Origin of the sequence: Lysinibacillus sphaericus (genome assembly GCF_000600105.1) — a bacterium.
Taxonomy (GTDB): Bacteria; Bacillota; Bacilli; order Bacillales_A; family Planococcaceae; genus Lysinibacillus; species Lysinibacillus sphaericus.
On the sequence record NZ_CP006837.1, the window covers coordinates 3,929,282 to 3,955,711 of the forward strand.

Annotated in this window: 40 protein-coding genes; 2 read left to right on the forward strand and 38 right to left on the reverse strand. The window is 35.2% G+C overall.

The genetic code is table 11. The annotated features are described in order from the left end of the window. The first annotated feature begins 339 nt into the window (after positions 1-339). Both T479_RS23825 and T479_RS18980 read left to right on the forward strand, forming a co-directional pair. Positions 340-507: a hypothetical protein gene (locus tag T479_RS23825; RefSeq protein WP_158497906.1), complete on the forward strand. Its 168-nt coding sequence runs from the start codon at positions 340-342 to the stop codon at positions 505-507. A gap of 79 nt (positions 508-586) precedes the next feature. Then, entirely contained in the window at positions 587-1,150 is a 564-nt protein-coding gene (locus T479_RS18980; protein WP_025220541.1) for a DUF5067 domain-containing protein, read from the forward strand. 53 nt (positions 1,151-1,203) lie between these two features. Here T479_RS18980 and T479_RS23010 read toward each other — a convergent pair whose 3' ends face one another. From T479_RS23010 to T479_RS23995, 38 genes are all read right to left on the reverse strand, one after another. Beyond that, positions 1,204-1,944: an N-acetylmuramoyl-L-alanine amidase gene (locus T479_RS23010; protein WP_025220542.1), complete on the reverse strand. Its 741-nt coding sequence runs from the start codon at positions 1,942-1,944 to the stop codon at positions 1,204-1,206. Beyond that, positions 1,944-2,204: a phage holin gene (locus tag T479_RS18990; RefSeq protein ID WP_025220543.1), complete on the reverse strand. Its 261-nt coding sequence runs from the start codon at positions 2,202-2,204 to the stop codon at positions 1,944-1,946. The genes T479_RS23010 and T479_RS18990 overlap by 1 nt, the downstream gene beginning before the upstream one ends. After that, on the reverse strand, positions 2,194-2,463 hold the full coding sequence (locus T479_RS18995) for a hypothetical protein (protein ID WP_025220544.1): 270 nt from the start codon (positions 2,461-2,463) through the stop codon (positions 2,194-2,196). Before T479_RS18995 ends, T479_RS18990 begins: the two co-directional genes overlap by 11 nt. A 57-nt stretch (positions 2,464-2,520) precedes the next feature. Next, positions 2,521-2,718, reverse strand: coding sequence for a hypothetical protein (locus tag T479_RS19000; protein ID WP_025220545.1), 198 nt, complete (start codon positions 2,716-2,718; stop codon positions 2,521-2,523). A 38-nt stretch (positions 2,719-2,756) separates the two neighbouring features. Beyond that, on the reverse strand, positions 2,757-2,918 hold the full coding sequence (locus T479_RS23830; protein WP_158497907.1) for a hypothetical protein: 162 nt from the start codon (positions 2,916-2,918) through the stop codon (positions 2,757-2,759). Position 2,919: 1 nt separating this feature from the next. Then, positions 2,920-3,264, reverse strand: a complete 345-nt coding sequence (locus T479_RS19005) for a hypothetical protein (protein ID WP_025220546.1) — start codon at positions 3,262-3,264, stop codon at positions 2,920-2,922. A gap of 2 nt (positions 3,265-3,266) precedes the next feature. Then, positions 3,267-4,601: a hypothetical protein gene (locus T479_RS19010; RefSeq protein ID WP_025220547.1), complete on the reverse strand. Its 1,335-nt coding sequence runs from the start codon at positions 4,599-4,601 to the stop codon at positions 3,267-3,269. Next, positions 4,601-5,497 (reverse strand): hypothetical protein, encoded by an 897-nt coding sequence (locus T479_RS23015; protein WP_025220548.1) that lies wholly within the window; start codon positions 5,495-5,497, stop codon positions 4,601-4,603. The genes T479_RS19010 and T479_RS23015 overlap by 1 nt, the downstream gene beginning before the upstream one ends. A 2-nt stretch (positions 5,498-5,499) precedes the next feature. Further along, positions 5,500-6,597 (reverse strand): siphovirus ReqiPepy6 Gp37-like family protein, encoded by a 1,098-nt coding sequence (locus T479_RS19020; protein ID WP_025220549.1) that lies wholly within the window; start codon positions 6,595-6,597, stop codon positions 5,500-5,502. A 2-nt stretch (positions 6,598-6,599) separates the two neighbouring features. Continuing rightward, complete coding sequence (locus T479_RS19025) at positions 6,600-7,475, reverse strand: phage tail domain-containing protein (protein ID WP_025220550.1); 876 nt, start codon at positions 7,473-7,475, stop codon at positions 6,600-6,602. A 14-nt stretch (positions 7,476-7,489) separates the two neighbouring features. Next, complete coding sequence (locus tag T479_RS23020; protein ID WP_025220551.1) at positions 7,490-11,989, reverse strand: hypothetical protein; 4,500 nt, start codon at positions 11,987-11,989, stop codon at positions 7,490-7,492. A gap of 269 nt (positions 11,990-12,258) precedes the next feature. Then, a complete protein-coding gene (locus T479_RS19040; protein ID WP_025220552.1) occupies positions 12,259-12,612 on the reverse strand; it encodes a hypothetical protein in 354 nt (117 codons plus the stop codon). Between the two features lie 14 nt (positions 12,613-12,626). Then, entirely contained in the window at positions 12,627-13,235 is a 609-nt protein-coding gene (locus T479_RS19045) for a major tail protein (RefSeq protein WP_038510611.1), read from the reverse strand. Between the two features lie 101 nt (positions 13,236-13,336). Then, positions 13,337-13,651, reverse strand: a complete 315-nt coding sequence (locus T479_RS19050; protein ID WP_025220554.1) for a hypothetical protein — start codon at positions 13,649-13,651, stop codon at positions 13,337-13,339. Further along, the gene (locus T479_RS19055) at positions 13,648-14,013 is read right to left on the reverse strand and encodes a hypothetical protein (protein ID WP_025220555.1); all 366 of its coding nucleotides are present in this window, start codon (positions 14,011-14,013) and stop codon (positions 13,648-13,650) included. The genes T479_RS19050 and T479_RS19055 overlap by 4 nt, the downstream gene beginning before the upstream one ends. After that, positions 14,003-14,347: a hypothetical protein gene (locus T479_RS19060; RefSeq protein ID WP_025220556.1), complete on the reverse strand. Its 345-nt coding sequence runs from the start codon at positions 14,345-14,347 to the stop codon at positions 14,003-14,005. The genes T479_RS19055 and T479_RS19060 overlap by 11 nt, the downstream gene beginning before the upstream one ends. Further along, positions 14,334-14,630, reverse strand: a complete 297-nt coding sequence (locus T479_RS19065) for a hypothetical protein (RefSeq protein ID WP_025220557.1) — start codon at positions 14,628-14,630, stop codon at positions 14,334-14,336. The genes T479_RS19060 and T479_RS19065 overlap by 14 nt, the downstream gene beginning before the upstream one ends. Beyond that, the gene (locus tag T479_RS19070; protein WP_025220558.1) at positions 14,630-14,815 is read right to left on the reverse strand and encodes a hypothetical protein; all 186 of its coding nucleotides are present in this window, start codon (positions 14,813-14,815) and stop codon (positions 14,630-14,632) included. The genes T479_RS19065 and T479_RS19070 overlap by 1 nt, the downstream gene beginning before the upstream one ends. Before the next feature lie 19 nt (positions 14,816-14,834). Further along, positions 14,835-16,121, reverse strand: coding sequence for a phage major capsid protein (locus T479_RS19075; RefSeq protein WP_025220559.1), 1,287 nt, complete (start codon positions 16,119-16,121; stop codon positions 14,835-14,837). Continuing rightward, positions 16,118-16,699, reverse strand: coding sequence for an HK97 family phage prohead protease (locus tag T479_RS19080; RefSeq protein WP_025220560.1), 582 nt, complete (start codon positions 16,697-16,699; stop codon positions 16,118-16,120). Before T479_RS19080 ends, T479_RS19075 begins: the two co-directional genes overlap by 4 nt. Further along, positions 16,692-17,888 carry a phage portal protein gene (locus T479_RS19085; protein ID WP_025220561.1) on the reverse strand — a complete coding sequence of 399 codons (1,197 nt, stop codon included), beginning with the start codon at positions 17,886-17,888 and terminating at the stop codon, positions 16,692-16,694. Before T479_RS19085 ends, T479_RS19080 begins: the two co-directional genes overlap by 8 nt. Then, positions 17,889-18,059, reverse strand: coding sequence for a hypothetical protein (locus T479_RS23835; protein WP_158497908.1), 171 nt, complete (start codon positions 18,057-18,059; stop codon positions 17,889-17,891). Between the two features lie 7 nt (positions 18,060-18,066). Beyond that, entirely contained in the window at positions 18,067-19,821 is a 1,755-nt protein-coding gene (locus T479_RS19090; RefSeq protein WP_025220562.1) for a terminase large subunit, read from the reverse strand. A gap of 5 nt (positions 19,822-19,826) precedes the next feature. Then, positions 19,827-20,207 carry a P27 family phage terminase small subunit gene (locus tag T479_RS19095; protein ID WP_025220563.1) on the reverse strand — a complete coding sequence of 127 codons (381 nt, stop codon included), beginning with the start codon at positions 20,205-20,207 and terminating at the stop codon, positions 19,827-19,829. Positions 20,208-20,305: 98 nt separating this feature from the next. After that, positions 20,306-20,599, reverse strand: a complete 294-nt coding sequence (locus T479_RS19100) for an HNH endonuclease (protein WP_025220564.1) — start codon at positions 20,597-20,599, stop codon at positions 20,306-20,308. After that, positions 20,599-21,255: a hypothetical protein gene (locus T479_RS23025; RefSeq protein ID WP_025220565.1), complete on the reverse strand. Its 657-nt coding sequence runs from the start codon at positions 21,253-21,255 to the stop codon at positions 20,599-20,601. The genes T479_RS19100 and T479_RS23025 overlap by 1 nt, the downstream gene beginning before the upstream one ends. 17 nt (positions 21,256-21,272) lie before the next feature. After that, the gene (locus tag T479_RS19110) at positions 21,273-21,497 is read right to left on the reverse strand and encodes a hypothetical protein (protein WP_025220566.1); all 225 of its coding nucleotides are present in this window, start codon (positions 21,495-21,497) and stop codon (positions 21,273-21,275) included. 16 nt (positions 21,498-21,513) lie between these two features. Beyond that, on the reverse strand, positions 21,514-21,723 hold the full coding sequence (locus T479_RS19115) for a hypothetical protein (RefSeq protein ID WP_144340676.1): 210 nt from the start codon (positions 21,721-21,723) through the stop codon (positions 21,514-21,516). Between the two features lie 14 nt (positions 21,724-21,737). Then, a complete protein-coding gene (locus T479_RS19120; protein ID WP_025220568.1) occupies positions 21,738-22,094 on the reverse strand; it encodes a hypothetical protein in 357 nt (118 codons plus the stop codon). 80 nt (positions 22,095-22,174) lie between these two features. Continuing rightward, entirely contained in the window at positions 22,175-22,393 is a 219-nt protein-coding gene (locus T479_RS19125) for a hypothetical protein (RefSeq protein WP_025220569.1), read from the reverse strand. A gap of 268 nt (positions 22,394-22,661) precedes the next feature. Then, positions 22,662-23,231, reverse strand: a complete 570-nt coding sequence (locus T479_RS19130; RefSeq protein ID WP_025220570.1) for a hypothetical protein — start codon at positions 23,229-23,231, stop codon at positions 22,662-22,664. A 36-nt stretch (positions 23,232-23,267) separates the two neighbouring features. Next, positions 23,268-23,456: a hypothetical protein gene (locus tag T479_RS19135; protein ID WP_025220571.1), complete on the reverse strand. Its 189-nt coding sequence runs from the start codon at positions 23,454-23,456 to the stop codon at positions 23,268-23,270. A 312-nt stretch (positions 23,457-23,768) separates the two neighbouring features. Then, positions 23,769-24,353 (reverse strand): MazG nucleotide pyrophosphohydrolase domain-containing protein, encoded by a 585-nt coding sequence (locus T479_RS23385; RefSeq protein WP_137036947.1) that lies wholly within the window; start codon positions 24,351-24,353, stop codon positions 23,769-23,771. A gap of 55 nt (positions 24,354-24,408) precedes the next feature. Next, positions 24,409-24,690: a hypothetical protein gene (locus T479_RS19155; RefSeq protein ID WP_025220573.1), complete on the reverse strand. Its 282-nt coding sequence runs from the start codon at positions 24,688-24,690 to the stop codon at positions 24,409-24,411. 89 nt (positions 24,691-24,779) lie between these two features. Next, positions 24,780-25,100, reverse strand: coding sequence for a hypothetical protein (locus T479_RS19160; RefSeq protein ID WP_025220574.1), 321 nt, complete (start codon positions 25,098-25,100; stop codon positions 24,780-24,782). 38 nt (positions 25,101-25,138) lie between these two features. After that, entirely contained in the window at positions 25,139-25,609 is a 471-nt protein-coding gene (locus tag T479_RS23030; RefSeq protein ID WP_052599537.1) for a helix-turn-helix domain-containing protein, read from the reverse strand. Between the two features lie 36 nt (positions 25,610-25,645). After that, entirely contained in the window at positions 25,646-25,843 is a 198-nt protein-coding gene (locus T479_RS19170; RefSeq protein WP_025220576.1) for a hypothetical protein, read from the reverse strand. Between the two features lie 38 nt (positions 25,844-25,881). Further along, entirely contained in the window at positions 25,882-26,421 is a 540-nt protein-coding gene (locus T479_RS23995) for a hypothetical protein (protein ID WP_025220577.1), read from the reverse strand. Positions 26,422-26,430 lie beyond the last annotated feature (9 nt).

Consider the following 26,430-nt stretch of genomic DNA (forward strand, 5'->3'; position numbering starts at 1 on the left):
CAATAAATGTAAAAAGCTCACAAACCCTTTTCTATCAAGGTTTGTGAGCTTTCTAATCTTACTAAACGTAACGTATATGTACGTGATGATACCGGTGGTCGGGGTAAATATATACCCATTAAGTATTGATAAATCAACATTTACACACAACCTTGTGCATAAATTGTGCATTTTCATTTTTTGTGCATTGTAAGGCTATGTTTTAATAACGATTAATAGTCTTACTATTTATTGCACATGGTATTTTTAAAAAGCGTATACTTACTTGTGAATCCTTTACATTTTATCTATTTGTTATTTGTATTCCTGTTTGTTAATCATCTATTAGGAGGGCTAACCATGTTTAAACAACTAATTAGTAAAAAGAAACGTCAACTAAAGAAACAAGCTAAAAAAGCAATGTATGAAGCTATTGGAGTTAAACCTATAAAGATTAAGAAACCTAAGCCATTAATTAAGAAAAAGCGCAAACCATCTTTAAAACGAACAATTAAAAAATTATTTTAAAGATTACGTTTCTCTTTTTTCATCTGTACTTTTTACTCTTAATTACCTAAAATGGAAATACAGAGGGAGGAATTATATAGTGAAAAAATTAATTTTTAGTGCAGCGTTAGTTTTAAGTTTAGGATTAGCAGGATGTGGAGAAGAAAAAGCTAAAGAAGAACCAAACAAAGAGGAATCTCAAACACCTGTAACTGCTGATAGTTCAGAAAAAGAAAAAAAGAATGAGGATGTTTACTTTAAAGATGGTGAAGCTAAATTAGTCGATTTAAAGGTTAACATTACTCAAACAAAAATAATTCCTGTTGGAGAAAAAGGAAATGAATACGGTGAAAAACCTGTAATTGCTATATGGTATAATACAACAAATCTAAGTGATAAAGAGATTGATCCTACAACTGCTTGGACAGTCGTCTTTACAGCAATCCAAGATAACAATCCTAATTCTGTGAATGAATTAGAAGTTGGCATGTTACCTGACGATAAATTTTTAAATACACAACTAGAAGTGATTAAAAAAGATGGAACAGTTGAAAATGCAATCGCCTATGAATTAGACGATTTAGAAACACCCGTAACACTAGTTGCAACCCAAGGGATTGAAGGTAAAGAATTAGGTAGACAAGATTTTGAAGTAAAACAATAATCACAAACAAAAAAAGCCCAGACTCAAAATTAATTGAGCGCTGGGCTTTACTGTTATGCAGCTATAATGTTTGCAACTTGTGCAAGTTTAGCTGTTTTAATTTTATTTGCTCCAGCTTGTGCAGCATCCATGCCAGTAAACGTTCCTGATTTAATACGCCATTTCGAATCATCTTGCTCAATATAAGCCACCCACCCGAAACGATGTTTTAACACATCCAAAGCATTTTCAGCAGCCTGCAAAGTACTGTATGTGCCTGTTAAAATACGATACTTATTGTTGTCTGTGATTGGTTTTGGTTGTTTTATAGCACCAGCGTTTTTAACCATTTGTAAGAAGACAGCCCAAGTAACATTACCTGCACGGATTTCACGAGGACAGTTTTTACCACTGTAATAATTGTGCTGAACAACATCAGTAATAGCAAGTCCCTCATCTTTTAATATCTTAGCAACTAACTCTGCGGTATTTTCCACTGTTTTTCTATAGTTGCCATCACTATTCACACACATTTCTACATGTATACCCTCTGTATTGCCTTTCGCTGTTCCAGCAGCCCAGCATTTCCATGTATGTTCAAAGGATTGCACCGCTTCTTTATCATCTACTTGCCAATGCCATGAAGCAGAGCGACTGTTACCATTTGCTTGTAAGCGAGCATGGGCATCAGCATCAGCACCTGTTCGATAATTGTCAGTACCATGAATAACTACTTTTCTTTTAGTATTTCCTTTACCATTTGTAACTTTAGCTGCCTGTGCATCAGATACTAGCTTTTTACGTACTGTCACCATTACTGTTCACCATCCTTCGGCTTGTCATAATTCATTGCTCTCTCACTATCAGAAACTCCGCTTGTTGTTGGATCAATGATAATACCAAGCAATCCTAAAATACTTAATACAGTCTCTGAAATAGAGGTAATTTGACTGTTGTAAATCGTAATATCCACATTAAAAATGCCCGCTATTTGATTAGCGAGCACAAGTAACAATGCAATTAATGACACCCAAAATTGTTTATGCTGTAAACGTACTTTCCAATTAATTTTCATATTTAACACTCTCCTTTATATTCCCCTGTATACCTGCTACTTTTTCAAGAACGACAATTCGTACTTCGTGATTATTAATTCGTTGCGCTGAATCCTTTGTAGTTTCGTCAACTTCGTTCAAATGTTGGTTTAATCTATCTATGCCATTAGTTAAACTAAGTAACGTTTTATTTAGATTGTTGGTAATGCGCCAAATAAATAAAAGTCCTGCAATTAATGCTGATACAATCGGCAACCAATTATTGATTGTTTCGACCAATGTCCTCACCTTCGTTTCGTGAATAATAAAAGCCCTCCACAATTATCGGGCAAAAAACTAATCCTCTTTAATCAATTCATATAATGCATTGTGTTCATTTTCTAATAAGTCAATCGCTTCTAAAATCCGCTTATAATGCTCATTATCTTTAATGGCATTATAATGACCCTCCCATTTAAGTTTATTAAGAACCCAAAATGAATCCTCTAAAAAACATACCACTTGTTGGATTTGGTAGTATTCATCTTTTGTCATGGTATCACCTCTTTTTGACAATAAAAATAACGCTAAGCTTATGCTTGCGTTTGCTGTGAGTCAATTTCTGTTAATAGCTGTGTATATTCATCATCTTTCAATTGGTTATTAGCATAAAAGACATTTACTTTATTCAACATAGTAGCCTGCTCATAACGTTTACGGTCAATTAAAAACTTACATAAGTCAAATACTGTCATCTTATTTTCCTCCTAATCCTAATTCAATTCTTGATACTAGGTATTCAGTGTTAAGTAATATTTGCGCTTGCATTTCTTCAACAGAAACTTGTAGTTGTGGAGGCACTTCTTCAGACGGTTCATTGATTGGTGGTTCTTCATCTTCTGGAAGTACTGGGTAAATAGGCTCCCAATAGAACTCCTCTGTAACAGGATTACGACGCAACACATAGCTTTTACCGTCTTCTGGTTGGTTCTCTACCGTTATTGGTACTACATCTCTTTTGATAGTTTCTGGAATATGGACTTCGCTATAGAAAATAGTCCAATTACCATCACCATTGGGGTATCCATAAATTGATAACATCTTTATACCTCCTTGACGCCTTCTAATAGTTTAAATGTAGATAGTGTGGCCGAACCGTTATTTCCATATTTAAATATCACTTGACCGTTCAAACAAAAGCCATATTGACCTAACGTTGCCAATCTTACCCAAGTTCCAGAATTATATGTCGAAACTGTTACTGGTACATAATATACCAAACTAGTGAATCTACCAGTTTGTTTGTCCATTATATATTTATACAATGGTTCATATCCCGTGCCGTTCAAAATAAACGCGAAAGAACCAACGGTATAGTGTTGTACCCATAAAGCGTTACCATTTTCGTAATCGAAAAGTGGAACATCTGAAACGTTCTGGTAAAGAGCCTGGTCACTGACCATGGTGTCTAACCTCATAGATATAAGTGGTGACGAAGGTCCAAAAGACATTATTGCATACGGCGTTCCATTTCCAGAAGTATGCTTATGCATCCACGAGCTTGCCCTTGGGATATTTCCAGTGGTATTAACTGGAATAGTATTCTCTGCAACTTTAGTTATCGCTCCATTTGATGTGTTAAATTCGTGTTTTTGAAGTTTCTGAGCATTACCATCAGTGGCAAAAGTGTAAATATATCCTCCATATTCGAATAATGCGTAAATTGTAACCCCTCCAGTCACTCCTAAAGCAGTTCCTGGATAGTTAAAGTTAATCGGCACTCCTCCTGAATCGAAGTTTAATTTATATCTCATGAATTGGGCACTAAAAGGCGAAGGTAGAAAGAAGTTACCAGATATATATGGGATTTCAGAAGTCCTGTATGTGACAGTTGGGTCTATAACTGTACCGCCAGCATAATCAGCACCGCTTAAACCTATACATTTTATATACTTAAATGTTAGCTTATCGAAAACTCCAAATCTTAATTGACTAGCTAGCGGTGCGGATGTGCCTCTAATATATAAGTACTTCTCATCTTCAAACCATAAATATTGAGTGCCTAATAGTCTGAAATCTGGAAGTGTTTCCGTATCTACAGCGTTTATAATTGTCATAGTGGATGCGTCAAACCATGCAATGCATATTCCTTTAAACGACATATATATTGAGTCTCTAAGCTTAACTTTATTTCCATGTTGCATGGTTTGTTTAGACGCAACTTCTGGAAATTTCGCTTGCATATCTTTTGTGAAATTGTCCCATACACCTTCGCCAACTCCAGTTGCTAAGTTATAGGGCGATGTTACTACAGATTTATAACGCTTATTGTCAATATCTACGGTTACTCCACCAGTATTATCGACCACGTTTTTTATATCCTCAACCTGCTCATAAGTAGGTAAATCAACAACAATATCTGGTACTTCATTTGTCATTACTGTACAACCTCCTTCATAACACATGACATACACTTCTTAATTGGATTGTACGCCCATCCATACTTATACACTTTTTCACCAACCAACATTTTATGTGGCATACTAGCATCCTCGTGGTCTTGTAATCGATTTAATAAATTACCATCTGCTGTTGTATTCAAAATATCTTTTACAGTGGCAAACCATTCGTCGAAGTTATTCTTACGTCCTTCTAGCCAAGTATAATAAAGTTGCTCCTCTGCTTGTCTCCATGCTGTGAAATCTTGTTCCTGTGCGTCAATCCAAGCTTCTAAAGCTGTAGTTACATTTGTTTGCCATGTTAAAAATTCAGACGCTTTTGTAACTGAATAATCATCAAACCATTGTTGGTACTGATTAAAGATTGTCGTAGTGTCTACTTGGTCAACAACGCCATGCATTAAACCACATAAGTTATTATTTAATCGTGTATCCGTAATAGCAGCTTGATTAATTGTTAGGGCACCTTTAGCAATATAAACATCTGCTAATGCTAACTCATAGGCATCTGCATCACGCTTTAATGTTGGTGCAACAGGTGAAGCAGATAGCACACCTTTCTTGACCTCCACACTCATCTTTCTTTGGATAAAATCTAATCGAATGACAATACGATCAATACGGTTAAGTGTTGTATCTCCAGTGGAAAGAGGTAAATTATAATCCTCATCATTGATTAAATAATAACCATTAACCCATGCTTTACCTGGGCGAACAATTACACTCATTGAATCTCCATTTGCTTTAATTTGTAAGCAATCAGAAGGCTTAACGAAAATACCATTGCCAATAAACGTGGCAAAGTACTGGGCAAAATCTTCCGCTTTATATTTTCTATCTCCGTTAATAGAGTTAAACATCCCAAATTTCATCATTACTACTTCACCATCCTTTTAATAGCCTGTGGAAGGGTAGGTACTGATTTACCAACCGTCACATAGATTGATTTACCATCTTCCTGAAACACTTCATCCGCTTGCATCACACGGCTATTCATTAAAATTCCTAAGTCATCATCTTTAATCGTGACTAAATCACCTAAGAAGAAATCTTCATTGTATTTTGTATTTTCTTTGGTCACATCTAACTCGCAATCAAAGCCGATGAACTCTGTGTATTCTGCAATCTTCTCTTTGCCTTTAGCTACAAGTAAATTGTTGTATTCACTGTCTGTAATCGGTATCTGCTCGCCGTCACTGTCTCTTGTATCCGAAATCTCCCTTGCATCAATAAATATTTCACGTCGATTTAACCCTTTAATAGATGCCCCGATAATCGCCATCTTACGCACTGCACCTTCGCCAGCACCGCCTATTAGAGCTGTTGTTTTTAAATCATTGTCTGCATCCTCATACGTACGTTTAAGCAAGTTACTACGATTCTTTGACAAGATAATATGAGGATTCAAACTTTGATTAATCGTTCTGTCTACCCCTTCATAAAAATCATATTCGAGCTTTCGACCATCGAATAAAGAACGCATTCCAATTTCATGTGTAGTACATAAACTCTCACATACTTCATACACCTGTTTGTATGAAATTTGCTGTTGAACAGCTTGACCAATATTTTTTATGATAGCTAGTTGTATCTGTGGAATTTTACGAGCTGGATCAGTTGGGCTTATCATACTTTCAATGATACTTTGTCTCATTATTTTTTCAGGCGTATCATTGAAGTCGTATTGCTTCCACAAAATACGTCTGTCTGTCCATCGTGTCAGAGAGAAGCATTTAATTACTAATTGATCCACTCCACTACTATCATCAAATTGGCGATAATAAATAAACATTGCTTCATTATCATCTTGCCGATGAATGATATTTCCTTTTTTCAATAACTCAATATTTTTCATTGTTACATCGACATGCAACTCCGCTTCGGCAAATGGTCCATACTTCTTTCTCCAAAGTAGATAAGAAAACTTACCGATGTATCCTAGTTTTTGAAAATTCTCGTTGTATACATACAGCATGGCTACACCCCTACAAATTGAGGTGTGAAGTAAATCGACACCTCTAAATTAGATACAAATTCAGCAGCATCATAGCGAATCAAGTTATCTCCAACATCCACACTTAATTGAATATCAGAATCATGCGAAAGGTAATTGAAGTAATTAATTTGTTGTCCGTTACGTTCAAGAATGGCGTATTCATCTCCACGCTTTGTATTAACAGTAACAACATCTCCACCTTTTAAGGTAGCTTCTATTTTTACAATTCTCCCCGTATCCACTACTTCAATGTACGGATCAATTACACTTCCAATGGCTTTAAATTGAATACGTAAAGGGGATGCTGTATCGCTATCGTTGAAAACGTTGACTACGTTATTCGGCTCTCGATAGCCCATTTCAATACCGTCTCCTTCCGCATCAATTTCAAGCTCAAATTCAAAGGCAGCCACCCACATAGCAATCTCATACTTTTGTTCTTCTGTGTACCACCAAGGATTCGGGCATAAAAATGAAATCATGAATTCAGGAATGTCATGCCTACTGACTATTGGTGTCTTTTCAACTTTGCAATCAATATAGCGAACAATATCTCCATTGGTATATTTCAGTGTAAATTGATGTTTCGGGTTAAAAAAACGAATAATCTTCGTTCTGTTAATGTCTTTATCTAATCGAATACGACCATTAATCACAATGTTTCTTTCTCTTACGCTAGAACCCTTTATATTAGTGCCGTCCTCGTTATAATTTTTTACGTTATAAAATTCATTTTCTAATACTTCTAGTCCATCTGCACCGTCTAAATAAAAAGGGCTAGACACTGATAATTCAAATGTCTGCCCTCGATGATTATCAAAAATTAGTTTCTCTCGCCTTTGGAAAGACTCAATCATGTCCTAGCCCCCTTTTAAAACTGTAATCCCATTTCTTTTAATGCGTTTTTAGCCATTCTTGCTGACTCGTATGGATCAAGTGCTTTTGGACTTGTAAAACTCATATGATAATGATTTTCTGTTTTTGTAGTCGTTGTTGTAGATGGAGTATTCGCTTGAACTATAGCTGTCTTATTTGAAACAGACTTTTCAGCACTGCTTGCAAGTGAACCATAAACATTATTCATAGCACGTTGCAATCTACCACTAGACTTTTCCATCCCCTTAATGAGACCTTCATTGATATTAACACCAAATCCCATTGTTACCCTTGAAGGTGAGTGGATATCTAATGCAGCAGCTATTGTTCTTGCAATGTTATCTGCAATTTCTTGTGCTTTAGCATATAAAGCTCCAGATGTGGATGAAAGACCTTCTAAAAGCCCATTCCCTGCATCTACACCAATTTGCTTTAAGGATGAAAGCTCTGATTTAGTCCCTTGTGTAACAGCTTTGATTTTAGCTTGCCATTCGTTATTCAATTTTGACAATTCATCATTGGCAGCCTTTCGCATTTCATCAATTTTTGTTTGAGTATCAGTTTTCATACCTAATAACTCTTTCTCTGCTTGCTCTCTTGCAAGTTGTGATTTCTCTTGATAAAGTGCGCTGTATTGGGTTAATTGTTCATCAGTTAATTGGTTCAAAGCCACAAGTTCTGGCAAAGCTTTTACACCTAATGATGAAAGTTCTTCAAGTAACTCTTTATTAACACCTCTACTTGATAAGGTTTCAAATTCAGACTGCCATTGTTTAAATCCATCAACCTGTCCTTGTAAATTAGACATTAGTTCAAGACCTGTACGATTTAAATCAACTTTGAAAGCATCGAACGTACCTGCATATGACATAAGCGTTGATACGCGATTGTCAAAAGCCGTCTTATACTCTTTATTTAATCTATCTTCTTCTTTTAATAGATCATCATTTATTTGCTTCATCTGTGATTGATAATCTTTGTTAATGGAAACTATCTCTTTGTTCACTGCTTCTAATGCTTTTCGGTACTCCTTTTGTGCCTCTATACGTTCTTTACTACCTTCATCAAACAAGCCAATGGTTTTTTCCCAAATTTTCGCTTCTTCTACTAAAGACAGTTCCTCCAAAGATTTTTTATCAGCTATATTTTGCTTAACATTTTCCAACTCTTTTTTATTAATGTCTTCAACGGCTTTTTTATATGCTTTTTGGGCTTCTACACGTTCTTTCGTACCTTCATCGAAAAGTGCAATTGATTTTTCCCAAAGTGCAGCTTCTTGTTCTAAACTCATTTCTTCAAGTGATTGTTTGTCACTAATATATAATTTAATTTCTTCTAACATTTCTTTTTGATTTTTTGTAATTAACTCTACTTTTTGTTTAGTAGCTTTGCTCTCAATATCAGCAACCTTTTTTGCACTATCTTCTTTTATGCGTTCGATTTTCAAGTTTTCATCGGCAGTTAATTTTCTTTTCTTTTTAGCTGCATCGCGTTGTATTTTTTCGATATTTTCTGTAGCGCGCTTTTCAATTTTAGCGATTTCTTCTTTTGATGCTGTAGTAATTTTCTTTTCTTCATCTAAATTATTTTCAGCAACGTCAATTAATATTCCGCCTAATTCTTCAATTGATTTTTGTACCTTAGATTGTGAACCATCTAAGCCGTTTACAAGACCCTCGCCTGTCCATAAACCAATTTGCTCAAAAACCTTTGAAGGTGAATGGATACCAAGCAAACTCTTTGCTTTACTTACTACACCATCCACAACTCCAGTAATGGATTCAATCGCATTTGCAGTCATGGCAGAAATACCTTTAATAAGACCGTTAATTATATCTCTACCAATTGACGTAAATTGTTCAGGTAAAGATTTAATTTTATTAATGAGACCATCTTTAATTTCATTCATCTTATTTAAAACATTTGTTTTCATAGTTGAAATGATGTTCACGAAATTAGTAGCTAAGTTCTTCACAAAATTCACGACAGAATTAACCATGTTGGAAATAGCACTAACTGAATTAGTAACCAAATTTTTAAAGAAGTTAATAACAGATGTAGAAAAATTCGATACAGTGGTTGATGCTTTTGTGCCCATTGAAGTAAAGAAGCTAACAATGTTATCCCACATGCCTTTTAACAGATTTACACCCGTTTTAGCCAAGTTCATAACGATTGTTTTAATTCCACCAAAGAAGCTTAATGTCATCCAGCCAACAACTACATCAATAGCTCCTTTAAAAATCTGCTTTACGCCTTCCCACATTTTTGAGAAGTCACCTGTGAACAGCCCGCTAAAAACTTTTATAGCCCCCATTATGACATTCAATGCACCATCAATGACCTGTTTAATGGCATTCCATACAGTTTCGACTATAAATTTAACCGCAGGCATGACAAACTCTATTACAGCCTTTATGCCATTAAAGACATTTTGTACAGCTTGTAAAATTTGAGTGCCATTCTCACTCCAAAATTGCTTTATTTGAGCTACTTTTTCACCAATAAAAGAAGCCACTGTTTCAAATACAGTGACTGCAACATCCCTTATAGCTTGAAATACACTATTCACATTTTCTCTAAATGTTTCAGAATTTTGGTACGCAGCCACAAGCGCGACTCCAAGACCTGCTATAGCAGCAACAATCAGAACAATTGGTCCAGAAATAGTCCCTATTGCAGCTACTAAAGCTGGCCATGCAGTTACAAGCCCGCCTACCGCTGGCATTAAAGCCATAAACGCACCTGCAAGAATTGCAATCGTGGCAACTATTGCAACAATTGCTGCTGTTAATGTTGCATTATTGCTTACCCATTCAGCTATTTTGCCAACAAAATCCGCAATACTAGCCAATACAGGCTCTAACGCTTCTTTAATACTCCCCATCGCTACCGCTAATTGATAAGCTGGGTCTGATTCTAATGTTGAAACATCACCATTTAATGCTTCGGTGTTTTGCGCTGCCGTCCTGATATGTTCATTCATACCCTGAATTGTTTGCGAAACCTTGCTTCCTTGTTCCTCCCAAAGCGTACCGTACATTTTCACACCAAGTTCATTTCGTTTGGTATCATCATCAATTAATGACAAGGCTTGATTCATTTCTTGCATGGCTTTCACACCATCTTGACCGCCCGAAGCTACTGCTTGACCCCATTTAACTAATTGTTGTTCACTGATATTAGTGCCTTTAATAGCATCCTGCATAGATTTGTCGATACCCTGACCGAATTCAGCGGCTACAATTCTTCCCTCTTTTAAACCGTCCAAAAGTATATCAATATTCCAAGTACCAGTGGCAACACCCGATGCCATGATTGCTTGCACTTGTTCAGCATTGTAACCAGCCATGACAAGTTGACTTCCATACTCTGAAATGATGTCTAATTGTTCTGGCGGAAATCCAATATCTAATAAACCGTTAACAAGACCTAAAGCTTCTTTTTGCGAGATACCGAGTTCTTTACCTATTTCATGTGATTCTTGAATCAACTCTTTAAAATCAATTTCTTTATAGGCATGTGAAATAGCAGCAGCGCCTTTTATGATTTCCTGATTAGTTTCGATAGAAGCGTCTTTATTAAGAGCTAATTGTCTTCGTACACCCTCGTATGCTGCCTCCTCATCACCAATTGCAGCCGTCGTTTCCATAATTGTCTGCCTAACTGCTTTAGTATCGGCTTCGTTCAGGTTCATAGACATTTCAATTTGAGTATTCAAACTAGAAACATCTAATGCTTTTTCTATAACTCCCGCAATTCCTCCGCCCGCTGCTAGTCCTGCAACCACTCCTGATAATTCTTGACCAAATCCATTGACAGCTTCCTCCGCTTGATTAGCTTCTTGAGTGATTCTTGCTAAGTCTTGTCGAACTCCACTTAAATCAGCTCCTTCGGCTGCTCTCCTTAGCGCATCTCTCATTTGGTCAATATCAACGCCAGCACCTAATGCATGTTGTCCCATTATACGTAAAGCACGATTCATTTGATCCGTAGTGGCAGAACCATCTCTAATTGCATTTGTTAAACGTGTGCCCAATAAGTCAGCGAATTGGTTAACATCTGTACCCGTTGCTTCAAAAAAAGCCGATAACTCTCCTGTAGCACGCGCCAATCGACTTTGTTCAACAGCAGTGCTATCTATTTGAGCATTGTAACGTTGCATCTTTGCTTCAGTAGTTGCTAATTCACGTTGAAATGCCCTGTACTGTTCTACTCCTATTTCACCGCTTCTAAATTGAGCTTCTACTTGTGATTGAGCAGTTTTTAAAACATCTAGTTTTTCACTAGTTTTTTGTATTTGCTCTGCTAAAAGCTGCTGTTTTTGAGCGATTAATTCAGCATTCCCTGGATCGAATTTCAAAGCACGTTCAACTTCTTTTAACTCACTAGCAACTTTATTACTTTCCTTATTAACATCTTTTAAAGCATCCGTTAGCCCTCTTGTATCTCCACCAATTTCTATTGTAATCCCTTGTATTCGACCACTAGACATTCATTCCACCTACCCCCTACCTTCTAAAAATAAAAAGCACCTACCAAAAGGTAAGTGCTAGAATGAATCGAAATCTGCTTGTGTTGCTTTGCGAACTTTCGTTTCTTTTTTATTCGGATTTTTAGTTTCTAAATACTCATCAATGTAATCTAAACACATACCAAAAGTCATTGTTTCCAAATCATCATGCGAAAGGTTACATTCTCGACATAACACTAAAAATTGCTCTGTGCTAATTGGGCGACTTGATTCAACAGCATTGCTACTTGTTATTTTTTTTTAGAAGCAATCGTCTTTTCAAGTAACATTTGTAACGGTTCAATGATATCCAAAATCGGGAACTCATCAAACGATTCTAACCATTTCATAGGTTCAGGAATTTCATTATTTGCCGTTTTAGCAAAAACCCAAGCAATATCGAAAAACATATTGAAATCAACATGTTCACGAATCCATTGGATTTTTTCACTTTGACTCATATCATCAAAGCTCTTTTCTGCAACACCCATACTTAGAATATCTTTTAACAAATCACGTTGAAATTGCATCATATAACGCTTTGCAACCGCGCCATTTGATTTAAAAGGTACTTCTTTCCCATCAATAGGTAATGTAATTTCCATTGGTTATCCTCCTCTTACGCGCCCTCAACAGTTGCAATTTTTTGGTATACCTTTTTGAACCAATTACTGTATATTTCTTCTTTAGTTGTTGATGTTGTCTTTGTTTTTACCATCAATTTTTCACCAATTTTTATAGGCGATGCAGTAAGCGTTAATTCGTTTGGTGATACTTCTGTACCTTCTTCTTTTGTATTACCACTGATACTTGGACGGTTAGCAGTACAATTGTATAAAACATGACGAGTTGCCTTTTGATCTCCTTCGAACTGGAATAAAAGCGCAAACGGCTTACCTTGGGCATTCGCCAATTCATTTAATACCCCATCTGTTGAATCAAGTTCCTCTCCTAATGCGTCAATTGCAAATTGTTGTGGAATAAGTGCAATACTCAATGTAGCCTCATATCCTTGGTTACTATTAACAACATAGTAGACCATGTTATCAGCGAAGAATTTCGTTGCCTCACCAATTGGTTCAGAAGTAATGCTTACTGCACCCGGAATTGGAATTGGTGTTTCAAAAATAATCTCATTATTAGTACCCTCGGTATACGGTGCATAGTGAACATTACTTAATCCAAATTCAACTTTATTTTCTGCAAAGAACTGGATATCTAAATCCATGATTGGTTTCCAATGAAACGGAATAGTAATTTTATCATTCGAATTTTGCGTGATTTTTTTATCATTTAATACGTTATACATACTTTTCACACTCCGATTTTTTAAATTAATGTAACTGAAAATACGCATTGAAAGACCCCTTCCGATTCAATAAAAACGGTAGGGGTTTGTTCGTATGGTATTTCATTTTCGTTTAACATCTCTTTTATTTTCTTTTCTGCCGTAAAATCTTTTGTTTTTGTATATAACTCAATATTTACAAGCGTTCCTTCTACAAAGACTTTATTGTCAGCATAAAAATTATTAGACCCATCATCTAAATAGCAAATGAATGGTGGTTCTTGGGTACTTGTGAAATGAGAATAGCGAGTAGGATACAAAGAATTTAATTTATGAGCTAATTCATTTAGAGTCATTCACTCAACCCCCTTTGTAATTCTCTCTTAAATTCATTTATCAATTTATCCTCCACTGGCGCAATATGAACTCTTGCCCCAACCCTACCACCATTCACCTTTGCATGTCCCTTTTCAAGTAAATGCGTTAACCTATAATGTTTCTTATTGTGAATGATAAACTTTTTACCAACTTTTTTATAATCCCAACTTGCTGCATAATCACCGCCCATAGGTGATTTTGGCGAATCAGCTTTCAACAACTCTACACCGTCACTTGCTACTTTTTCTGAAATAACATCTATCTTTTCTTCTGTTTGACGAGCATATAATGCAAGAGTGCGATTTATTTCAGCAGCCAATGATTCAACGTCAATTGACACCTTTACGCACCTCGCAATACAGCTCAATATCACCGTCATTACGTACAAATGTCCGATATATTGAATACTTCACACGATTATATTCAACTTCTTTTTCGCCATCATATTCATCATGGTCGATGATTAAAGTTAATTGCGCTTTTAATCCTACTTGCATTGTGACGGAAAATTCGCGTTGACCAATACTTACAGGCGCACAGTATACCAACTCTGGTAAAGTGGTTTCTATTTCTTGAAGCATTTCATCAAGAATAATAGTTGAGGACATTAAAAAACACACATCGTCTTTTGATATGTGTTGACCATTTTGTACAGATTGTTTAAGGCTTGGCATCACTTGCACCAGCCTTTTGAATAACACGGTTATGAATACGGAATTTCAAATTTCTAGGAAGCCCTACGTCCTCTTGACGTTTTCTGTAGTTCCATACAGCATAATCCACAATGAGTTGAGTATCTTCTACACTAGTAGAATCAGCCATATTAACGCCCATTTTTTCTATTTCCTTCTTAGCTGTTTTCAAAATGTTAATAAAATAGGTATCACGCAAATTATGTGTAATACTTAAATCTAACTTCAATAATTGCAAACAGTTAGCAAGTAAGGTTTCTTCCATCACTCCTCACCGTCCTCACTTATTTCTTCAATTAGTGGTATGCCAATTTTATTATCAGTTGAAGACAATTCATCAATACGCGCCTTTGTTACACGCCCTTTACGTGGATATTTATCACCTACTTTATAAATATGGTCATTGTCTTTCAAGTCACGAAACATATAAATAACTTTATATTTTGCCACTTATATCACCCTTTCATAATTACGCTCCTGCTACTCCTTCAACATCTTTGATAGTAACTAATACAAATGCATCTACATTAGTTGGCTTCCCATCGTAACGTCCTTTTCCACGAAAAGCAGTTTGATCTTCAACAAATTTAACATGTTCCGAATTGTCGATAGTAATAGATTCACGTTCAATTAGAGTGTATTTATCATATTCACCAAAAAGGACTTGATCCACTTCCACACCATTGTTAAATACAACTGGCAAACCTAATAAATCAGGTTGCTTTAAGTTAGGTAATTTACCAACAACATTACCTTCCGCATTCACCTGAATTGAAAATTCAAGGAAACGATTATAATAAGTAGAGCGTTTCATTACAGCAGCAATTTCCCCTACAGTATCTTCACCAGTATCAATTAACCCAATTTGTTTGACAGTATTTTTAACCAAATTTGCATCAGCTTTAACTTCTACTTTATGTTCTGTTTTTAGAGAAGGTACAATACCAGTTGGTTGTTTATTGGCTGCGCCCTCACCTTTTACAATCGCAATATCTAAAGCCTTTGCGATGGCACGAGCAATTTTCTTTGTTACATAGTCATCCAGATTAATAATTGAATCATTCAATAAATAATTATCTACAAATGTTACTTTGCCTACTTTGAAACCATCAAAGTCAATAGCTGTAACGGTTCCTACATCTCCAGTTGGAATAGCCGCCTTTTGTTCAATCCAAGTCGCTGCTGTTGTATCTGTATCCACCAAAATACGAGTTGTACCTTTTACAGTGATTTTATCGACAAGTGGATAAAGTGTTGTGAAATCCCCCATTATGTCCATAATTCGATTCACTACTACTTCTGGAATAGTTAATTCTCCACCTGTTACGGCACGGAGGTTTTTAAACTGATCGTAAAACTCCTTCACCTCACTACGCTCGTAGTATTCGCCTGTTTTTAATAATTCACGAACTTGTAAACGATTCATGTTTTCTTCACCTCTTGTTTGATTTTGTAATTGCATAGAACGTTGTTGATTGTTAGGAGCATTTGAATTTAACTGCTCTAATTCCGTTTCAAGTGTTTTTATTTCATCTTCTAAAACAGATTTTTTACTAGCAACTTCTTCTTTATCACTGTCCAGCTTGTTAATTTCAGATTCCACGGTCGAAATTTCTTCATCGGTTTTTGCTTCTTCCAACGCTGCAACTAGTTCTGCACTTCGATTTTGAAATTCTTCTTCACGCAACATCAAATCTACTAATGTTGATTTACGTTGTTCAATTTTCTTACTAACCATTAATTGTTTTAAAGTCATCTTTGTAGCCTCGCTTTCAATTCTTGTTTTCTTTGTTCAAATTTCCGCTCTTTCATTTGCTCAAATTGAGCATGTCTAGCTTGCACACTTGTTTCTTCATAAGCTGGAAATGTAACTACTGAAACTTCGTGTAAATCAGCCTTATTAATTGTCCATTTAACTTTTCCATCATCAAACCACTCTGTAGATTCATCTATGATGTTGAAACCAAATGAACATTGATCTACATCACCGCGCTTTACACGTTCATATAAATTCATTGCATCTGTATCTTTAGGGTTCAGACGAATTTTTCCCCACAGTCCCCTAGAATCTATTTTTAATTCCAGTGTTCCTGATTTATTTCGACCAAGCACAAGTGCAGAATCATGATTAATTAACGCTCTAATATCATTGCTTAAGGTATCATCAAATGCTGTTGGTGCTATTACTTCAAAAGCACCCTTCCAAAGTTCCGTTTCTTTTCCAAAGACAGCAAAATAGCCCTCTATAATGTACTCATTTTCTTGCTCATTACGAGTTTGCAACTCACTTACTGCACTCCTAATTTGAATTACATTCCCACGTTCCTTATTCATTATTATCACCACCTTGTATTAATTTCTTTTGAAGTCCTATCGTGTCTGCTGGAATGTAGTTTTCAAGCATTACAAGTTCATTTAAGCCATTCATAGGTGATAGTCCCACTTTATCGCGTACTTCGTTACCCGGAGATAACCCTTTTACATATAAATCACTGTAAACTGCTGCAATTTCTGTAATTGAGTACGCATATAAACTGTGAGGATTAAGTTTAAAATACCAATTTGGCTGATATAAAAGCCCCTTTGTTAACACTTGTTCGATTCCTTTCGCAATTGGAAGGATAGTTGTATCAATAAAATTGTTATATTCATCTTTATTAAATTGTCCAATCCCCATGAAAAAAGCTGGCACTCCTATGAGTCCAGCAACAGTCTTTTTATCCAATTCAACCGCTTCGTTAATTGCTAAATCATTTAAAGTCAAAGGTTTAATTTGTTCCACTTTCACTAAATCAGCAGGAATTACCCAAGGCATACCTGTGTCCGTATCGGACACGTACTTTTTAAGAATTTTTTCCCTACCATCATCACTTGATAATTCTTCTGTTAAAGCATCCACAGCAATGATTAACGGAGGTTTCCATTTATCACTCATAAAGTTCTTCTTTGTATGAGCTGCTTGTTTCAAATTGTGTACTAAGTCTTTCAGGACTACTTGTAGACCCTTTCCCTTCCACGGATATTCTGGATCAGGATTATAAACAAAATGAAGAACTTCATCATAGTTGAAGACTCTAGAGCCGTAACGGATTGAGTACCCATTATTAGTTTCTAATAAATTTACTTTCGATGGTTGTAATGGTATTAGTTCCGAAATCATACCATCTTCAACAACAGGATAAACAACACTATTCCCTCTACCATCAAGTAACATCGAATAAATAATGTTGTACACCCACGTTTTTCTTGTCATCAAAGAATAAGGATTTATATCAAGCTTTCTTGACAAAGCATTCTTAATTCTTACATCCCCATCATCCGTATTCTCCATTAAGTGAATTGTCATTGTAGAAACTAAATTAGCTATTTTATGGACTGCTGTTTGCACTTCTGGATTGTCCGAAAGCTTTGTATAACCATTGACTAATAAAGATGAATCTTGACCTGACATAAATAAACCTATCGGACTTTCATTTGTTTCTGCTCTGATTTTCCTTTCACTTCTCGTAAATAAAAAACCCATTTACTCAATCCTCTCCTTTCCCAGACGAACCAAAATTATACTCGTACCGTAAAGTAATGCACCTGTTACGATAAAGCCAATAGGAATAGAAAGCATAAAAAAACCTATCGCAAGAAATACAACTCCGATAAGCAACATGATTTCTAAAATATTTTCTTTTAAAAATTCCATTTTACCCTCATCCTTCTAGCCAACTTGACGCATTTTGCGAATTGGTCATATCTTCTAGCATTTGGACAGCTCCGAATACACCTGCATCAAATAAATCAATACGTTGTGTACCACCATCGCCATCTATTTTCTCATACTGAATCATATCGTCCGTTTTTTCCACAGCTCGAACATTTTGCACACAATATTCAAAAGCTTGATTATGAACATAATAAAGGCATTCATTTTTGGCTTTCACTTCAATACGTCTAAATCCTTCTGATTTTTTATAAAAATACTGTGGTTGATCCACAATTTTAAATCCAGCTTTTTTCATTCCTAAGAAAAATTCACGCCCAAATTTTTTATCAAAACCAACCTTCTTAATTTTAAAGCCTTTTTGTTTCATCATTTTAAACCAGTTTATAATATCGTCATAATGAACTGTTGCGGTATTACTCATCGTTAATACACCATCATCCTGCCAACCAAACAACGGAATTCCGTCTTCCTCAGCCTTTTTGTAAGCAGAAACAATCGGGAAAAATGCATGAGTAATTACAATATCTATTTCTTTACCTTCGTGAATATAACAGCCATATAACGCTGCGGCAGTTAAATCATGAAGCTTGGATAAATCCGCTCCTCCATACCAAGAAATTTTCATTTTTGCTAGGTCTTCTAACTTCCAGTTATATTTTTTATCCGAATTTTTAAACTCATTAATATCAAAATACGCCTTTAAAGATGACGTGAAAATGTTCAATGTTTTATTTAAAAATTCGCCCCTAGTTTGAGGATCATTCATCGCCAGTTCAGCATCACGAATTAAATCATCTATCGAAACTGAAACACCACAAGACGGATTTGCCATTTCTAAAATAGCTGGATCAGTATAATTTTCAACTTGTCCTTTTTCGTTTTGATCCGCTTTACAAATGAAAATGAAATATTCATCGTCAACTATCGTCCCGTTCAATACCTTTTTACAGTATTCTAAACGCATCGCTAGGAAACCATTTGGAATATCTCCAGCAGTAGAAATTGCAATTAATAACTTGTTTCTATACGCCTTTTGTGAGTTTTTCATCAAAATATATTGTTTTGCGGATTGCCAAGTATGAACTTCATCTAGAATTAATAAATTACTGTTTAAAGAATCCAACCTTTTTGGATCATTTGCTAACGCTTGAATAAAAATAGAGCCACCATCACTAAAATTTTTAGAAATGGAATGCTCCTGATTATTGTCACGTACTCGAATTGTTTTATCTTCCAACCGCCCTACGTTATACGTAAGATAACTAAAAGATTCCATAGTTTGTTTCAAACTATTGGCTAAAATATATAATTTAGAGCCACTTTTTCTATCTAAAATAGATAAAGCCCAACCAAGTGCAGAAGCAAAAGCTGTTTTACCGTTTTTACGTGCGATCATTAATAATGATTCGTGGAAACGGCGAACATTGCTATTTTTATTAAAAAATCCGACTAAATTTACAATGACAAATTTTTGCCACGGCTGTAAATAAAGTGGTGTACCTTTCAACGGTGTTCCCTCTAAGTCTTCTCCTTGCTGGTGAGCAACTGTTCCTTCAATCAATCCAATAATAAAATCAAATTGCTCTTGGCGAAAATCTAAATCATCACGCTCTAAATCATTAAGAAATCGTTGTGCTGCAAAGCGATTCTCTTCACATGCAATCTTCCGACCTTCAACAATCGACAAAGCGTATTCATACGCCACCTCAAAATGCTTTGAATTAACATGCGATAAGTCCATTTACATCACTTCTTCTGACTAGCAAGAAATTGATCTAATGCTGAACCTGTATCTGATTGTATATTTTTATCTGTTTTCTCTGGTGCAAATAAAGTTTTTGGATTTAGGCATAAACGATCCGAATACGAAACAATGTCTTTTCTTAATGATTCCATTGCAGTTAAAAGTGGCACTTTTCGTTGATTTGTCGCTCCTGCTTTGTTCGTATATTCTTCTGTTATTTGATAATTTGATTCTTCAAACTCCAATTCGAATAAGTGGTATTGATGTATCATTCCAGCGTAAATATCAATCAAAATATTGTACTCTTTCTTATATACACCAAGGCTTTTCATTTCCCTAGTAACTGCCGACTTGAATTGTTTTTTCGTTTTTACATTAGTCAATTTCTCACCTCATTCCTACCAACTATTTTCGTTCACACCCCTTTTTCTCTGAAAATGCTCTGCGGAGGGAAACAGTCCTCCTCCTCGGTCCTCCCGTGTTAAACTTTTGCATTTTGAAGTGGGGGGGATACCTTTTCACGCCAATATTCTCCTAAATCAGTTAACTTGTCATTAACACGATCATGCATTTTATCATGACACGTACCGCATAAAGACAAAAGATTCCAAGTCGTTAACCGCAAGTCAGGTCGTTCTTCTAATGGATTGCAATGGTGCACAGTTGTTGCAGTTCGATTTTTACCGTACCGTTTACACTCTTGGCATTCATAATCGTCACGCCTTAAAACTTTTTTCCGTTTACTTCGCCATGCTTTTGATTTGTAGAAGTTCATTAGTCGTTACCTTTTATTTGTTCCTTCAAAGTATTTACAATATCCTCTACGCTTTTGTTATTTGGATTTACAATTGATATTGTTGTACCTTTTAATTGTGTTGGTAGTTCATTATCGTTCGGAACGATATACGATTCTTTGCACTTATCACAAACCCTTGTAACTAACGATCCGCTAGGATAAGTATGGTCTGAATAATCGAGCGAACCACAGTCACATTGCCACACATTATCAATTGCATCTAACTCATCAGCTAATGCACCTACATACTTTGCGATTGCTCTAAGCTTTAATTGTAATTTAGAAGTATCTGCATCTATTTCTATTTCAATAGTTCTGTTATTCGATTTCGGTTTAACCGTACAAGTATGCAATCCAACAGTAGTTAACTTCTCGTCTATCTCCCTCATAAAATTACGGAAGAAATCTGTGTAGTGAACGCCTTGATGGTCTTTGTATCTCATGGCATGAAACTTAATATCTATAGGCTCATGATTGGTTAATAACAGTTTAACGATGTAAGCTGTCGTTCTTCCCGACGCTCTTTCTTTAGGCTTTGAATGTTGTTCTTCTAATAGATAAGCGCGTTGCCAATCATATAATTTAAAGCCTAATGCTTTTTCAATTAGTGGAATCATTTCTTCTGTTATCTTCATCGTTCATCCCTCCACAATTAATAAATCTGATTACATACATCTTTCAACAGCAATTGTTCAATAGATGTTTGCTCTAAATAATCTTCACTGTAATACATTACTGAATCGCCATATCGCTTAAAGTATTTAAATTTCTTTTTAGAATCATGTTGATACAGTTGATATAACTCGGCTATGATTGTCGGGTCTGTATCAACATCTAATAATCCCAAAGTTTCAACTTTATCTTTTAAAGAGACCACTTTCATCCCTCCGCAATTATTTGAATATCTTCTTACTGTCAAACCGTCCATTGTATTTCAATTTACTTTGAATGATTTCCATTGTACTTGCAGGATAAAGCCATTCAATCAAAAGTTCTGATTCATTTCTTGAATAACCGATTCGTTGCAAACCATGTGACGCACACTGCTTTAGAAAAGTCATTCCTTCACCACCTCTCAAGGCATAATAAAAAGCCATACCCATTTGGATATGACTCATTAAATCCACTCTACATCTTTTACAACATGCATTAATTCATGTGGTTCCATATAAGTAGTTTTGCCAGTACGTTTGAAATCACTATCTAACAACTCTAATAGTATTTCACTACCGTCTCGTTCATAACGGTTGATGCAATATATTTGGCGCTTACCCCTTATACAAGTAACTACATCATCTATTTCAAATGTTGGATACATACCTACAACTTCTTTTGTATCATCGTTTTCATACCAACACTCATAAGTCATTTGTCGGGTATCTTTCATAGTGCCATCGTCTAGAATATATTTTTTAATGGATAACGGTTGAATCGGTTCGTGACCATAAAATTTACGCCACTCAATTTTCTTCATCGTTTATCACCTCATCTTAGTTGTATCCAATTTTATAATAAAAAGCCACACCTTGTTAGATGTGACCTCTTATACTCTATTTAATCTCTATCTCCTATCAGTAGAAAAGCACCGAATCTGTTTTGTTTAGGATCTTCATCTTCTTCTAAATGAACAGGGTCTATTTCTTCCAAATACACGTTAAATTTAATATCAACAACATTTTCTCTTGGATTTTTCTCCAAATACTCATTTATGAAATCTCTTAATGAATATGCAGAAAATGCTTCGATAAATTCTACTTTTTTAATCTTCGCCATTACTAACACCACCTTCTGAATCAATCATAATATATATGGATAACATAACCAATAATACAAATCTGATACTTAAAAAAGAGACTACCAATTTAGTAGCCTCTCCGTAGTGTTGACGATTCTACAATCGTCTATTATGTTGTTTTGCCTGTTTAATAATCAGGGCTTTTCGTGTGAGTTGGAAGACTCTTGATGTAATGTAAATCCAATTACTCTACATTTCCATACTAACATATGTTACATGCCCTTGTGTTGCCCTAAAAGTGCCTTGTTATTCGAGCTTTATACCGTAAATACCAAACAATAAAATGGATAACCTCTCTGCAACATTATTAATTATTTTATATACACTACGCTTATTGATGCCATAGCGCTCTGCAATGATTTCTATTTTTATTTTTTCCATATAGCACATCTTTATTATTTCTAAGTCCCGCATGTTGTTTTCTTGCTTATAAATATATTCTAGCGTGTCCAGTGCTTTATCAAGATATTGAATCATTGCTATTGTTGTTTGCGATGTCTGTTTTATGGATTGTACTATATCGCCTCCAAATTCAATTAAATTAATGATATTTTCTTTTTCTGAAATCATTAATTTGGGAATAGATACTTTTGCTTTGCGATCTATTTTCCCTACATATATTTTTAGTTCGTCATAATGTTTTAAGAGTTCTTTCGCATTGTACAATCGCTTGTTACGTTCCCTTTCGTTGATAATCGCTTTCGCTTCTTCATATGATTTAATTGCTTGCTGTGCTGCTATCTTTGCTACACGATCAATCGTAGTTTGTTCTAATTGATTTCCCTCTACCCTTATTGGCTCTTTAACTACTGTCATGATGTCTCACTCCTTTATATACGTATTTTTTCTAATTCATCCTTCCATTTCAACCTGTAATCCATCCGCTTCTAAAAAACCTGCTAGGACTTCAAAATCATCACTAGCTATCACCATATCCCAAGCAAGACCTTCATAACCGTATTCTTCTTGTAGAGTCTTTACCGCCTGTTCAAATCTAGTAAAATCATATTCACCGTGATTTATTGTTAAAGTTCGCGACATTTATTTCACCTCTCATATGCAATATCCTCATATTACTCAATTACTAAATTCTGAATCTAAAAATCCCACTATTCCAACACCGAATATTTTCACAGAATATAACTCCTTCTCAATTCTATGATCATATCCATAAAATTCGACAATTATTGTAGTTTCAGCAATTGAGTAATCTTGCAATTCACTACAAATCATTTCATGAAGCAATTTAATATTCTCGACTTCAACCTCTGTCTTTAGACTTTCTTCAAGCGAACCTCTATGAAATCTAAAATTAGGTATAATAATCACTCCATCTTATTTTTCTCATATTGTTCAATAGGCTTTTCCGCCATGTTTATATGAACGACCTTTATTACGCTCCATTTTCTTAATTATTGCTTGCTCCAGATTAATATTTCTTGAACCACATAAATCAAAAATACGGATACATACATCGGCTAATTCTTCTGTGAAATTTTCTGTATCTCCCTTACGATCCGCTTCTAGTGCTTCGCTTACTTCACTGTGTATTAATGCTAACAATGTACCCGTTTCTCTTGGTTGATCGTGCCAACCTTTAGAAACTGCCGTTTCATAGGCTTGTTTACATAAATCATTAATTCCACTTGCACTACTTGTTTCAATTTCTATACGATTCTCTGGCTCTAAAACTAAACCACCTTTAAAAGCATTGTAATGATCTGCATAACCTTCACTTAATGCTAATGCAAGAATACAAAACGTTTCTTTATCACCGTAATTATTAATAGTTTTACTTGGGACACCTACAGCGTTTAACTTTTTATGATTTTCTACATTATTTTTAACTAGCAAATAAGCACTTTCCCCACCTTCTTGTTCAATAACCTCTAAATTGTTTAAAACGTCTAAAATAGCTTGTTTATCAATTGATTGCATACTTGTTACCTCCGAATTTTTATTTGTTTGTTTTTGAATGAAATCTTCAAAGTGTTCAGTAAGTCATTTTATAAAATTCATCATTTACAATCGCATCTTTAACTGTTTTCGCTACCTCTGATAACGTTTTTCTCATGTCTTGTTCGCTCATTTTTTCATGATGAATAGTTAAATGGGCAATTTCTTTTACTGCTTTCTTATATTCATCATGAGCCAATACAAAGCCAACTGACACACTTGTTGGTGCTGGACGAGTACGACAACCGCAATTGTGATTACTTGGTGACTTTTCAGTTATTGGATTTCTACAGTAATGACACTTAAATTTTTTAGCCATTACCTTCACCCCTCCTTGTATAATGTCTTTCTATAATTTAGTAAAAATATTGCAATTGTCAGCTGATAACCCTATAAAAATTTGATATTTTAACCGTGATAGTAATTTTCTTCTTCATCATCGAATAAGCAATTTACTGCTTTCCATGCTGTTATTTCTTCTTGCTCAATAAGCTTTTGTTCTTCTCTTTGAAAAGCTACCTCACGTGCATTTTCAATTAATGGTATAAATTCACCGTGATAATCCATCTCTATAAAGTCATCCCCATAACCCTTATACGGATTATCTACACCTGTTAATTCTGTCAAAAATGCAAATTCATCATAAGTTATTACAACACGATTGAAGTGCCTACCACATACAGATGAGCTTATAATCTCTGCATTTTGATGTATCGCTTCAATGTTCATTTTTTGGACTCCTTTACTGAATATAATCTTCCAATTAATTAATAAACGCTGTTGTTACTCATTGCATTCAAGCTTTTCTTTGATGGTGCTTGCAACCTTGCTTCTGCTCTACCACGAGCATTTAAAAAAGACTCATATCCTAAAATGATTTTCGTGCCAATCACATAGTCAATCTGCTTTTCTGAAAAATCATTTGTTGCCTTATTTAAAGCTTCTTGTAACTGTTCTGCGCTCATATCTTTTGTTTCAATTACTTGATAATGCCTAAATGATTCTTCCATAATGGTTTTTCCTCCTGTAAATACTTTTTGAGAATTTTCATCATCCAAAGTATTTAAATTGACATTATATAAATTACATACACGCTTTAAAATTTCTAAAGATGGATTAGTTTTATTGTTTTCGTAGTTATTGTACATCTGTGGGGAAACATCCATTTTTTCAGCAGTATACTTTTGCGTCCAGCCTTTACTCTCCCTTAGAACTTTCATTTTATCCCCAATAGCCATTTCCATTCTCCCTTTCTATTGGACATATTCTTTCGATTAAAGATTAGACATATCATCTTTTAGCCACTCTTCATTTTTCCCATCATCATATCCATAATCTGTTACAGTGCCTTGCGTTCCTTCTGGACACCATTTATCGCATGTGTCATCTACTTTAACTGTATTGTTGTATTCACCTGTTACAAAACAACCAAAAGCAAAGTGTCCGCAAGTCCAGCAAACTTTTTCACACATAATATTCACACCACCCCTGCACAATTTCTTTCTTGTGTTTAATCGTCCTCTGACCACTTATCATGGATTTTATGAAATTTTGCTTCTAATTCACTCAACGCTACACCAATTGAACGAGTTACTGAATCATCTACTGAATAGACCATACTCTGAATGCGTTGTAAGTCTAAAATTGTTTGCAAATGTAAATCTGCCGCTTCTTGAATTTCGACTTTTGGTATTTTTATCTTGCTTTCTTCGCTAGGTACACCATCCCAATGACCGTTCTTTTCAAGTATCGCAACTACTTCATTGATGTATGGCTCATCGGTGTTAATTACAACATACGAGTTAAACGGTTTTTTACCATCACTCTCACGTCCCACTTCGACATTACCTAGCAGTGAATCAATTAAAGGCGCAACTTCGGCTAAATCAAATTTACTATTGTACTTAACTAAATCCGCTAATTTAATAACAGCATATTTTTGCTCTTTCCCTTCAAGGACTGTACCTTCAAATGCTGGCTCTGCTTTTGCTTGCTTTAAAATAGCTGCTACTTCCTCATTAATTCGAGGATAACTGTTGTTCATTTGCATTTTACTGCC